This is a genomic window from Enterobacter sp. BNK-14 (assembly GCF_047456095.1).
In the GTDB taxonomy this organism is placed as follows: domain Bacteria; phylum Pseudomonadota; class Gammaproteobacteria; order Enterobacterales; family Enterobacteriaceae; genus Enterobacter; species Enterobacter kobei.
The window spans coordinates 2,725,175-2,737,668 of sequence record NZ_CP179897.1; the positions used below are offsets into that span (position 1 = coordinate 2,725,175).

6 protein-coding genes and 1 pseudogene are annotated in these 12,494 nt (G+C 59.4%); 5 read left to right on the forward strand and 2 right to left on the reverse strand.

The features are described from left to right. Nucleotides 1–109: 109 nt before the first annotated feature. From ACMGGM_RS13030 to ACMGGM_RS13045, 4 genes are read left to right on the forward strand one after another with little or no spacing between them, the layout of a single operon-like run. Nucleotides 110–1,804, forward strand: coding sequence for a ShlB/FhaC/HecB family hemolysin secretion/activation protein (locus ACMGGM_RS13030; RefSeq protein WP_063944121.1), 1,695 nt, complete (start codon nucleotides 110–112; stop codon nucleotides 1,802–1,804). A 2-nt stretch (nucleotides 1,805–1,806) separates the two neighbouring features. After that, the gene (locus tag ACMGGM_RS13035; protein ID WP_023331620.1) at nucleotides 1,807–2,325 is read left to right on the forward strand and encodes a toxin-activating lysine-acyltransferase; all 519 of its coding nucleotides are present in this window, start codon (nucleotides 1,807–1,809) and stop codon (nucleotides 2,323–2,325) included. Nucleotides 2,326–2,338: 13 nt separating this feature from the next. Then, nucleotides 2,339–10,939 (forward strand): hemagglutinin repeat-containing protein, encoded by an 8,601-nt coding sequence (locus tag ACMGGM_RS13040; RefSeq protein WP_063944123.1) that lies wholly within the window; start codon nucleotides 2,339–2,341, stop codon nucleotides 10,937–10,939. Next, nucleotides 10,923–11,189: a hypothetical protein gene (locus ACMGGM_RS13045; RefSeq protein ID WP_023331623.1), complete on the forward strand. Its 267-nt coding sequence runs from the start codon at nucleotides 10,923–10,925 to the stop codon at nucleotides 11,187–11,189. The genes ACMGGM_RS13040 and ACMGGM_RS13045 overlap by 17 nt, the downstream gene beginning before the upstream one ends. A 38-nt stretch (nucleotides 11,190–11,227) precedes the next feature. Here the strand turns inward: ACMGGM_RS13045 and ACMGGM_RS13050 are convergent, their stop codons facing one another. Beyond that, nucleotides 11,228–11,698, reverse strand: a complete 471-nt coding sequence (locus ACMGGM_RS13050) for a hypothetical protein (protein ID WP_023331624.1) — start codon at nucleotides 11,696–11,698, stop codon at nucleotides 11,228–11,230. A gap of 257 nt (nucleotides 11,699–11,955) precedes the next feature. Here ACMGGM_RS13050 and ACMGGM_RS13055 point away from each other — a divergent pair, with 257 nt between their 5' ends. Continuing rightward, nucleotides 11,956–12,195: a hypothetical protein gene (locus ACMGGM_RS13055; protein ID WP_023331625.1), complete on the forward strand. Its 240-nt coding sequence runs from the start codon at nucleotides 11,956–11,958 to the stop codon at nucleotides 12,193–12,195. A 42-nt stretch (nucleotides 12,196–12,237) separates the two neighbouring features. Here the strand turns inward: ACMGGM_RS13055 and ACMGGM_RS13060 are convergent. Further along, nucleotides 12,238–12,470 (reverse strand): annotated as a pseudogene (locus tag ACMGGM_RS13060) (hypothetical protein); the annotation flags it as partial. Nucleotides 12,471–12,494 lie beyond the last annotated feature (24 nt).

The window sequence follows — 12,494 nt, forward strand, 5'->3', positions numbered from 1 at the left end:
CTTCCGTACTTTCCCCCACTTTCAGATTTTATTTAGCCGCTACGCGTAGAAAAGTCGCTGTGACTTCGTCACGATCCCTTGCAAGAAACATTACATTTTGTAAGGGAAAATGTTGAAAAGGGAATTTCGACCGGTCGCAACGAAGCGCACCGGCTTTTTTATCTGTGCTGTTCTCAGCCTTTCATCGGGTGCCAGCGCCGCACCGGGTGATGAACCGTTTATCCTGCAACAGCAGCGTCAGCAGGCGCTGGAAACCCAACTGACGCCCCAGGCGCCTGACGTTCGGCTGCAATCTCCGGCAACACGTAACGAAAGCGGCGAATTTGCCGCCGAAACGCCCTGCTTCACCATCCATGACGTGACGCTGACGGGGCATAACGCCCTCCCGCACTGGGTACCGCTGCAGCGCATCGCGAATCAGGCCGTCGGGAAGTGCCTCGGCGCACGGGGTATCAACCACGTGATGAGCCTGCTGCAAAACCGGCTGATCGCCCACGGCTGGACAACCGCACGCGTGCTGGCTCCCGCTCAGGATTTAAAAAGCGGCCATTTAACACTGGCCGTTATTCCGGGGAAAATACGCCACGTCACATTGACCGATAATAGCCGTCGCGGGTTATGGCTTTACAGCGCCTTCCCGGCACATGACGGTAATCTGCTCGACCTGCGGGATATCGAGCAGGGTCTGGAGAACCTCCAGCGCCTGCCCACCGTCCAGGTTGAGATGGATATCGTTCCGGCTGAACAGCCGGGTGAGAGCGATATCGTGATAACCCGCCAGCAGAGCAAATTCTGGCGGCTTGGCCTGTCGCTTGATGATTCTGGCTCGTCGTCAACGGGCCGCTATCAGGGTGGGCTAACGCTGTCGCTGGATAACCCGCTGGCGCTGAGCGATCTCTTCTGGTTTTCCATGAACCATGACCTGCAAACCGGGCCGGAAAAAGGCAACCAAAACCTCAGCGCCCACTGGTCTGTTCCCGTGGGCTGGTGGGCATTTTCCGTTACCGGCAGCGATTACCACTATCACCAGACCGTGGCGGGGCTAAACGGCGACATTCGGTACAGCGGCAAAAGCCAGAGTCTGGTGGCGCAGGCCAGCCGGGTTCTGCACCGCAGCAGCGCCCAAAAAACCACGTTCACCTGGGACGTGGAGAGCCGGACAACGAAAAACTACATCAACGACACGGAAGTGGAAGTTCAGCGCCGCCACGTCTCTTCATGGAAGGCCGGGCTTCAGCATCGCCACTATATCGGCCCCGCCACGGTTGATGCTGGCATCAGCTACCAGCGCGGCACGCGATGGTTTGGCGCCCAGCCAGCCCCCGAAGAAACGTTCGATGAAGCCACCGCGCTGGGCCGAATTCTTCGCACCAACGCACGCCTGAGCCTGCCGTTCGCACTCAGCACGCAGCACTTGCGTTACGGCGTAGCCTGGCAGCGTCAGACCAGCAACACGCCGCTCACTTCACAGGATCAGTTCGCCATCGGCGGGCGCTGGACGGTGCGCGGCTTCGACGGCGAACGCACGCTCAACGCCGATCGGGGCTGGCTGGTTCGAAACGATCTCTCCTGGCAGACCCCGCTTGCCGGAACCGAGCTCTATCTGGCTGCCGACTATGGCGAGGTCGCTGGCAACGGTACGGAATACCTGGCGGGCAACCATCTTGCGGGTGGCGCGGCGGGCTTGCGCGGTGCGCTCTGGAAAGTGGGATACGACGCCTTCGCGGGCGTGCCGTTCTCCCACCCGGACGGTTTTAAAACCAGCCCGGCAACCTTCGGCTTCAACCTCAACATGGATTTCTGAGTATGCGCTATGGCGAATTGACGGTTCATTGTCCGCAGCTCGAGGACGTCGCGCTAAGTGAAGCCGAAGTGCTGGGCGCGTCGGTCTGGCTCTGGATGCATTCCCTCAACCACCGTGACGCGCCGCTGCACGTCCTGCCCGTGGTGCTCTTGCCCATCATTAAACGCCAGCAGTACGTGCTGATAGAGGAGAAAGGACGCCCGATCTTTTTCCTGAGCTGGGCATGGATGAGCGAAGAAGCCGAACGCCGCTATCTCACCCAGGAGACGGTCGTCCTGCCGGAAGAAGACTGGTGTAACGGCGATCGGATGTGGTTTCGCGATTTTATTGCCCCCTTTGGGCACGCGGAAGCCCTGTTTCGCCTGGTACGCGAGGAGATTTTTCCGCATCACGTTGCGCGCTTTCTGTGGCATCGCGGCAATGAGAAAGGCCGTCGTATCAAAACGTTTTATGGCAGGCAGGTCACGCGCGAAGCGCTGCTGAACTGGAAACACACGCACCCGCTGCACGGACAAAAATAAAAAGGATTTCACCATGAATAAACGTCTGTACCGTATCGTCTTTAATAAAGCCCGCGGCATGCTGATGGTCGTTTCCGAGCTGGCGCGCGGCTGTTCGGGCGGATCGTCTTCCTCCGGGATCGGGCACGCGCTTCAGCGTCTTGTCTGTCGCGTCGGCGCACTCAGCCTTGCGCTGTGGCTGGCCTCTGGTGCCGTCACGGTGCAGGCCGCCGGGATTGTGGCGGACGCCTCCGCGCCCGGTAAACAGCAGCCCACCGTGATCAGCACCGCTAACGGCACGACGCAGGTGAATATCCAGACCCCGTCTGCAGGCGGCGTGTCCCGCAACACCTACAGTCAGTTCGACGTTGGCCGGGACGGGGCCATCCTCAATAACGCCCATAAAAATACCTCAACCGAACTCGGCGGAATGGTGACCGCCAACCCGTGGCTGGCGAAAGGCGAGGCTAAAGTCATCCTCAACGAGGTGAACGCACGCAACCCGAGCCAGCTCAACGGCTACATTGAGGTGGCTGGACAAAAGGCCGACGTGATCATTGCCAGCCCGTCGGGCATTACCTGTGACGGCTGCGGCTTTATCAACGCCGGGCGCGCCACGCTGACGACCGGTACCGCGCAGATGCAGGATGGCCGGATAACCGGGTATCAGGTGGAGCGCGGTGAGATTACCGTGAACGGCAACGGGCTGGATACCTCCGGGCAGGCGCACACCGATATCATCGCCCGGGCGGTTCAGGTGAATGCGGCGATTCACGCGCAGGATTTACGCGTCACTACCGGGCGCAACACGGTGGATGCGGCGCATGAAAAGGTGACCGCCCTTGCGGATAACGGTGCGGCAAAACCCGTCATGGCGCTGGATGTCTCCCAGGTCGGCGGCATGTACGCCGGGAAAATTCGTCTGATCGGGACGGAAAAAGGCGTCGGCGTGCGCAACGCGGGCAATATCGGCGCGGAAGCAGGGACGGTCACCCTCTCCGCCGACGGGCGTATTGAGAATAGCGGCACGGTCTGGTCTTCCGCTGACGTCGCCCTTTCTGGCACCGACGCCATACAAAACAGCGGCTCCCTCGCTGCACAGCGCAACGTCAGCCTGACGGGCAAAACGATTGCCAGCACCGGCACGCTGGCGGCAGGCGTGCAGCCCGATGGCACCACGGGCCGCGACGGCGATCTGACGCTCAACGCCAGCGGCAAACTTGAGATGCATGGACTGAATGTGGCGGGTGGCAACATCAGGTCCACGGGACAGGGGGTGGATGCATCAGGCAGCGTGACGCAGGCCAACGCCATTACCCTTAACGCCGGACAAGGCGACCTCAGCACCGCCGGTGCGGAAGTCATCGCGAATGACGCCCTCAGCGTCACGGCAACCGGCACGCTGGATAACAGCAGCGGCCTGCTCGCCGCCGACCAGCTCACGCTCACGGCAAAACGCCTGCAAAATCATAAAGGCCAGATAAGCCAGAGCGGCACGCGGGGTCTGACGCTGAACCATCAGGACGGCATCGATAACCGCGAAGGCGTGATTGCCGCCAACGCCACGGTAAACGTCAACGCCGCGTCGCTGGATAACCGTAAAGGCCAGATCGTTGCCGCCGATACCGACAGCGCCCTGACGATAAAAACGGCTGGCCTGACGGACAACCGCGAGGGTGAACTGGCAGCAGCAGGCAGCATCAGCATGAGCGCCGACACTCTCAACAACAGCAGCGGCTTTATCAGCGCGGAACACGGCCGCGTCGCGCTAACCAGCCGCAACGCGCTGGCTAACGTCGGCGGGACAATTGCCGCCCACGATAACCTGACGCTCGACAGCGCCGGGTTGAACAACGACGAAGGGTTAATTCAGTCCGGGGCGGACATGATCGTCGACACTCACGGGAACCGCCTGTCAAACAACACGACCCTGACGACCGGCGGCATCGTCAGCTTTGGCACCCTGAACGTCAACGCCGGCAGCATCAGCAATCAGCACGGCATGCTGGCCAGCGCGAAAGAAACCGTCGTAACGGCCGCGGACGTGGACAACCGCAACGGTACCCTGAGCGCCACAGGTTCGCTGAATCTACATGTGGGGTCGCTGGAGAATACGCAAGGCACGCTGGTATCCGGTGGCGATGCGCGGATAGACGCCTCCCGGATAGACAACCAGAAAGGGATGATTGTCGCCCAGGGCGATCTTGCCGTCACGGCACAGCGTCTGGATAACGACAGCAGCGGGCTGGTCCAGAGCGGAGGGGATCTCACGCTGGCCGTTGACGGTATCAGCAACCGCTACAGCGGGGACACGGGCGGCATCGTTAGCCAGGGAAACCTGAGCATAACCACGACCGATCTGCAAAATGATGCGGGCGTACTGCTCGCCGAAAAACGGGCCACGCTGGACGCCGCGCGCTTTAGCAACATCGCCGGGACGCTGTATGCACTGGATACGCTGACGCTTGCCACGCGCAGCGATACCGACAACCGTCAGGGGGTCATTCAGGGAAGCGGGCTCGTTCTTGATACGCACGGCTGGCAGCTGGATAACCGCGAGGGGACGATTTACAGCCTGGCGGAAATGCAGCTCGCCACCGCCGCGCTGAACAACCAGAACGGCACGCTGGGCGCAAAAGGGGAGTTCACGCTGCGGGCAACCTCGCTGGATAACCGTTCCGGCGGGCGTCTGGTGGGTGAGCAGGAGATGACCCTCAACCTCGAGCGTCTTGATAACCAGGACGGGCAGATCCAGTCTCTCGGTGAACTGGCGGTGAATGCCGTGTCGGGTGCGATCGACAACACACTGGGCCTGATACGCAGTGGCGCAACGGTGACGCTCAACGCAGCCTCGCTGATCAATCGCAATACGCAGGCTGAAGATAAGGGTATTGAAGGGCTGGATGTGAAAATCAACAGCCAGCAGTTCGATAATGCTCTGGGAACAACGCGGGCAGGCAATACGTTATCGATCGCCAATGCCGGAACCCTGGATAACACGCAGGGTGAGCTGTCCGCCGCGGGGGCGCTGTCGCTGAGCGGCGCGGCTTTGCGGCTTCTCAACGCTGACGGGGTCGTTATTGGCGGGGAGAACGTCACGCTTGCAGCCGACGCGCTAACCGGAGACGGTCAGCTTCTGTCGCTCGGCGATATGACAATTCACACGCAGCAGAGTTTTAACAACGCGGGTGATGTGATTGCCAACGGCAGCATGACCTTCACCACGCCGGGCAGCGTGACCAACAGCGGCAACCTGCTGGCGGGCGCAAAACTGGATCTCAGCGCCGCCAGCCTGTTCAATGCCGCTTCCGGCGAGATTGCCGCCGGCGCGACCTGGCTGACCCTCTCCTCAAGCCTGAGTAATTACGGTCTTATCGACGGCAGCCAGACGTGGCTGCGTACCGAAACCTTAACGAACGCGGGTACCGGCCGCATCTACGGCGATCATCTGTCGATTCAGGCGACAACGCTGAATAACCTCGCCCAGGACGAAACGGCAGCGACCCTCGCCGGACGCCAGCGCGTGGACATCGGGGCACAGACAATCAACAACCGCGACCACGCGCTGATCTACAGCGACGGGGCGATGGCCATCGGCGGGCGCGTGGACGACAACGGCTTTGCCATCGGGCAGGCGCAAACCCTCAACAACCACAGCGCGACCATTGAATCCGCGGGCGACATGGCGCTCTCCGTCGGCCAGCTCAACAACATCAACGACCATTTCAGCACCGAAGTGGCGCTCATCTCCACGGAGCAGATCCACGAGTATCAGCAAAAGGGATCGCCCACCCGCTGGGATGCGGATGCTGACGGCGTGTTCGTCGACCACAACTCGGCCGACCACCTGCTTAACCTCAACACCCCGGACGATACCGGGGCCAACAACGACAACTTTTACGAGTACACCTACACCCGCACCATTGAAGAAGAGGTGATTGCCGAAAGTGACCCGGGCAAAATCCTCGCCGGCGGCAATATGCTGATTACGGCAAATCAGGTTCTGAACGATAAAAGCCAGATTGTGGCGGGGGGAACGCTCGGGATCTTCGCCGATTCGGTGGATAACGTGATGCCGGAAGGCAGCCGATGGATCACCGATGCAGGCTCGGTCACACACTACAGCCGTAAATCCAGAAAGGGTGGCGACTCGCAGGGAAAAAGCACCTCGGACTACGCCCCGCCTGTGGTTATCCAGTCGATCACCCTGTCGCCGGGCAAAATGGAAGGCAACAGCCAGGCCGATGGCAGCGGCATGACCCTTTCCCCCGCCAGCGCCCACAAAACAGATACCACGCTTAGCGGGACGGGGAGCCTGGCGGTGGGTGTGGACACCACCTCCCCGGGTTCCCCTGCCCTGCCCTCCGGCAATGCGCCTGGCAAATGGATTGAAACGCCCGCCAGCGATGCGCAGGGCGTGGTGGTACGTGCCGCAGGGCCGGACATCCGTCTGCCGGACAGCAGCCTGTTTAACACCCTGCCCGATCCGAATGCGCACTACCTGATCGAAACCGATCCACGCTTCACCAACAACAAGACGTGGCTCGGCAGTGATTATATGCAGAATGCGTTCATGACGGATCCGGATAACGTGCACAAGCGCCTTGGCGACGGCTATTACGAGCAGCGCCTGGTACGCGAGCAGATCATCGCGCTCACCGGCGGCCGCTACCTGGGCGACTACCGCGACGATGAGACCCAGTTCAGGGCATTGATGGATGCGGGCATTGCTTTCGGGCAGACGCATCAGCTTGTCCCTGGCGTGGCGCTCACCGCCGAACAGATGAGCCTGCTGACGGAGGACATGGTCTGGCTGGTCAACACCCGCGTTCAGCTTGCCGACGGCAGCTGGCAGACGGTGATGGTGCCGCAGGTGTATGTGCGCGTACAGCCTGGCGACATCGACGGCTCCGGCGCGCTGATGGGGGGCCAGAATCTGGTGATGAACCTGAACCGCGACCTGGTCAACAGCGGCACCCTGCACGGGCGTGACGCGGTGCAGCTCAGCGCCGACAACATCACCAACAAAGCAGGAACGATACAGGGGGCTGACGTCAGCCTGTTCGCCCGCACGGACATCAGCAACATCGGCGGCACGATTTCAGGTAACCATTCCGTACTGGCCACCGCCGGGCGCGACATCAGCCTCACCACCACCACCCGCGGCGCACAGAGCAGCAGCGGGAAAAACAGCTTTGAGCGCACCACCGTGGAGCGCGTGGCGGGGATCTACGTCCAGGGCGATGACGGTAAGCTGGTGCTGAACGCCGGGCGCGATCTCACCCTGACCGGCGCGCAGGTCGTTAACAGCGGCAGTGGAAGCCAGACGGTGCTCAGTGCCGGGCGGGATCTGAACCTCACCACCGTCACTACCTCCGCCAGCGATAACCTGACGTGGGATAAAAATAACTGGCTGAAGCAGTCCACCACTCAACAGGTTGGCAGCGAGGTGGCCGGCGGAGGCGATATCCTGATGATGGCCGGCCGCGACGTGAGTGCGCAGGCCGCAACCGTGGAGGCGGGCAGCAGCCTCGCCGTCAGCGCGGGGCGCGACATCGCCGTCACCGCCGCCACTGACAGCAGCATGTTTGAGTCGCACCATCAGTCCACCGGCAGCAGCGGCGCGCTGTCGAAAAAAACCGTGACCACGCACGATGTGGTGAACAGTGAGACCGCACAGGGAGCCCTGTTCAGCGGCGACAGCGTCACCCTGCAGGCGGGCAATAACCTGCGGGTGCAGGGCAGCGATATCGTGGGCGATAACGATGTCCGGCTGGCGGCAGGCAACAGCCTGACCGTGACCACGGCGGAGGAGCACAGCCAGGAGAGTCATCAGCGGCAGGAGAAAAAATCCGGCTTCTCCGGCACGGGCGGCATCGGTGTCAGCTACGGCAGCCAGAGCCTGAAGGTCACCGACACCGCACAGGACACCACCCATCGCGGCAGCACCATTGGCTCCGTGAACGGCAGCGTCACGCTGAGCGCGGGCAATGACCTGAGCGTCCACGGCTCGGACCTGATTGCCGCGCAGGATATGACGCTCGCCGGGAAAAACGTCAGCATCACCGCCGCCACGGAGAGCGGCACGCAGACCCACACCGTGGAGCAAAAATCTTCCGGTCTGACCCTTGCGCTCTCCGGCGCGGCGGGTGGTGCTCTCGACAGCAGCGTGAGCACCCTGAAGCAGGCCAGGGAGACCGATAACGACCGCCTCGCCGCCCTGCAGGCGGTGAAAGGCGCCCTGACCCTCGGACAGGGCGCGCAGTCCGTCATGCTCGACCAGGCCACCGGCAACCAGAAGGGCAACGACAACACCGTCGGCATCAGCCTCTCTTACGGCAGCCAGTCGTCAAAATCCACCCGGACCAGCACGCAGGCCACCGCAAAAGGCAGCAGCCTCACCGCCGGGAATAACCTCACCGTGGTGGCAACCGACGGCGACCTGCTGGTTCACGGCAGCCAGCTTGATGCGCAGAACGACCTGTGGCTACAGGCCAGCCGGGACGTGAACCTGATTTCCGCACTGAACACCTCCACGCTCGACGGCCAAAACGAGAGCCACGGCGGCAGCGCGGGCGTCGGTATCGGCTACGGCTCCGGTGGCGCGGGCATCTCCGTCTCCGCCAGCGTGAACAGCGGCAAAGGAACCGAGCGCGGCAACGGCACCACCCGCACCGAAACCACGGTTAACGCAGGGGATACGCTCACAATCGTCAGCGGGCGCGATACGAATCTCACCGGGGCACAGGTCAGCGGGGAGAGCGTCCTGGCCGATATCGGGCGTAACCTGACCATTACCAGTGAACAGGACACCGACCGTTACGACAGCAAACAGCAAAACGCCAGCGCGGGCGGCAGCTTTACCTTCGGCACCATGAGCGGCTCGGCCAGCGTTAACTACAGCCGCGACAGCATGAACAGCGACTACGTCTCCGTGAAGGAGCAGAGCGGTATCTTCGCAGGCTCCGGCGGGTTCGACATCAACGTCGGCGGCCACACGCAGCTCGACGGCGCGGTTATCGCCTCCACCGCCACGGCGGATAACAACCGCCTCGACACCGGGACGCTCGGCTGGCGGGATATCCACAATACCACTGAATACGACGTGGAGCACCAGAGCGCGGGCATCAGCACCGGCGGCAGCATCGCGGGGCAGTTCACCGGGAATATGGCGAGCAACCTGCTGGTCGGGGCGGACAGCAGCGGCAGCGCGGAGGGCACCACGCGTGCGGCCATTGAAAACGGCACGGTGGTGGTTCGCGATAAGGAGCATCAGACGCAGGACGTGGCGGACCTGAGCCGCGACACGGCGAATGCCAACGGCAGCATCGACACCATTTTCGATAAGGAGAAAGAGCAGCGCAGGATGGAGGAGGCGCAGCTTATCGGGGAAATCGGCAGCCAGGTGGCGGATATCGCCCGCACGCAGGGTGAAATCGCGAAACAGGAGGCCATGAACGACCCGGCAGCGCTCCGCGCCGCAGAGGAGAAGCTGAGGGCTGAGGGCAAGAGCAACCCTACCCCTCAGGAGATAGCCGACCAGGCCGGACGCACGGCAATTGAACAGTACGGCACGGGCAGCGACATGCAGCGCGCCATCCAGGCGGCTACCGCTGCCGCTCAGGGTCTGGCGGGCGGCGACATGACCGCCGCGCTGGCCGGAGCGGCGGCACCGTACGTGGCGGAGATTATCGGCCACCGTTCCGGGCTGGACGATACGATGGAAAAAGCCGCCGCCCACGCGGTGGCGAATGCGGTGCTGGCCGCGATGCAGGGGAAAGACGCGCTGGCGGGTGCGGCTGGAGCAGCGGTCGGGGAGCTGGCGGGTGGTATTGCGCTGGAGATGTACGGGAAGGATGTTGCTGCGCTGAGTGAAAGTGAAAAGCAGACCATCAGCGCGCTGGCGACTCTTGCCGCAGGGATAGCAGGCGGCGTTGCGGGAGACGGTACGGCAAGCGCCATCGCCGGGGCGCAGTCCGGGAAGACGGTGGTTGAGAATAATGCGCTTAATCCGAGCAGTTTCGGACAGGGTATGATGGATTACGGCCTGGCAGCACAGTCGTGGAACCAGTATGCAGAAGAGAATGGTCTGTCTCCGAAGGAGAAGCAGGCCGGACTGGAAAAACTGGCAAACGGTGATTTACCGGAAGGCGCGAATATCGCTAAAGCAATTGTGGAAGGATATCAGGATGGTGTGATGATTGCGGGAGCCTGGTATCTGGGACCAGCGGCGTCAGTAGGTAACGTTGTTAGTGGCGCAATAATAGGAGAAATTGCTAATGGAAGCTACCAGTGGTTTGACCTGAGCCGTCCAGGTAACGAGAACAAGAACTGGGATTATAAGGGAAGTATTTCAGCGGGAGCAACTGGTGCACTAGCTCCGGGTCGTGGGATTTGGGCTAATGCCGGGATCGCACTGGGTGGTTCACTATTCACTGATGGGCTGGATAAAGGTGCATTAACTGGCACGGGCGCAGGTTGGGCGTTTGGTACGGCAGTTAATATTATTGCACCACCAGTATTTTCCCCTGTATTAGGTCCGAGCGCAGCCCCTGTAGGTGATATTATCGGTACCGTGGGAGGTGAATTTATTAGTAATGTAGTTAAGGATGAAATTAATGAAAAGAAAAAATAACACTACCGTAGCTTTACTGTTCTTAAGCATTGCATACATGGTTTTTTGTTGTTTAATTTTTTTCTCTCTGGCTTTGATAATTGTAAAACTAATCATTAGTCATGAAGTAGATATTGAACAATCAGATATCAAGCATGTTTTGGTTGCAAGCGTTATTGCTGGAACGGCAGCAGCTTTCAGGTCATGGCTCTTCGCCAAACTGGACGAGCGCAAAGCCCGAAAATCCCCCCCTTCCGATCCAAAATCCTGAACCACGATCCCGGCCACTGAGCCGGGATCTTTTAACAATCACTCGCTGCGGATCAGACAATCATAACGATCGCGTTTAATCACCGGCAGATCGCCAGTGTCGTTCAGCGTCCCCGGAAATTCTCTCAGCCACTTTTTCACCTTCAATTTATTGATATGCGTGATACTTAACCCTTTCAGGCACCCCCATAACTCGCGGGTATTTTGCGGCGCAATCACAATACAGTCCGGCATAACACGGATCTTTACCGCCATCCCGCTACGAAATCCGACGCGGGACAGCCGCTCGCCCGCCAGCGGCAAATAATTGCGATCCATTCGGGTATAAAGTTCGCAGCAGGCAGAGCCTGATCCCCCTCTGGCGTAAACACGTTCAGACCCGGTGCGTTCCCCGTGAAGCGCACGCGGGTTCTTTTTGTGCACCTGCTCGCGAATTTCTACATTATTCTCAGATACTGCAACTTCTGTTTGGGCAACAGCCCGCTCTGGCATAGAATTCTTCGCAGCCATAATCAACTCCTGCTTAGTTGTTTGTGGTCAGCGGTATAAAGGTGTTGGCGCACCTTTATACCGCGCTCTTACCGTTTCACGTTCATTACATATTATTCACAGCCTGTATCACTGACTTTTCCTGCGGCCATTATACCGCTATGGATAAAGATACAGCACTGCATTATGGGAAACGTTTAATAAATGCGAAGCGACTCGAGAAAATAATACAACAGGCTGTAATACCTCATTATAATAAGGATTAAGGAAAGAATAAAATGACATCGAAGAAGTGGTTTTTACTATGGTTTTTCCTCACGTTCGCATTTGTTGTGACAGCTAATATTGTTGCTTTACTAACCTATTTTTCTGCAAGAATTTACCTTTTAATTACTCAAGACATTCCTATTGATGTTTATCTACCTGGTTTTATGAAACTAATTAAAGGTACATCCTTTGGTGGATTCATTTTTGGATGTGGTTGTTGGTGGATTTATTACCGCCAAGAAAAAAAGTAATAAAAAATCACGGCCACCGCGCCGGGCTCTCTCTTTTAACTGTCACTTATCCCGTCTGATCACCGGCACATCCCCCAAATCATTCAGCACTCCGGGAAACGTCTTCAGCCAGTTAGTCACTTTTTGTTTATTTATATTCACTACGCTCATACCATCCAGGCAACCCCATAGTTCGCGTGTATGCTGTGGCGTGATCATGATACAATCCTTCATCACGCGGATTTTAACCAGCATACAATCAATAAAACTGCATTCGACAACCATTTCCCGTTGAGAGATGTTTTTCTCTCCTTTAATTT

What these genes read in the sequence shown, in the direction of transcription:
- ACMGGM_RS13055 (WP_023331625.1), top strand. Translation starts at nt 11,956, where the DNA reads ATGACATCGAAGAAGTGGTTTTTACTATGGTTTTTCCTCACGTTCGCA.
- ACMGGM_RS13045 (WP_023331623.1), top strand. Translation starts at nt 10,923, where the DNA reads ATGAAAAGAAAAAATAACACTACCGTAGCTTTACTGTTCTTAAGCATT.
- ACMGGM_RS13035 (WP_023331620.1), top strand. Translation starts at nt 1,807, where the DNA reads ATGCGCTATGGCGAATTGACGGTTCATTGTCCGCAGCTCGAGGACGTC.
- ACMGGM_RS13050 (WP_023331624.1), bottom strand. Translation starts at nt 11,698, where the DNA reads ATGGCTGCGAAGAATTCTATGCCAGAGCGGGCTGTTGCCCAAACAGAA.
- ACMGGM_RS13040 (WP_063944123.1), top strand. Translation starts at nt 2,339, where the DNA reads ATGAATAAACGTCTGTACCGTATCGTCTTTAATAAAGCCCGCGGCATG.
- ACMGGM_RS13030 (WP_063944121.1), top strand. Translation starts at nt 110, where the DNA reads ATGTTGAAAAGGGAATTTCGACCGGTCGCAACGAAGCGCACCGGCTTT.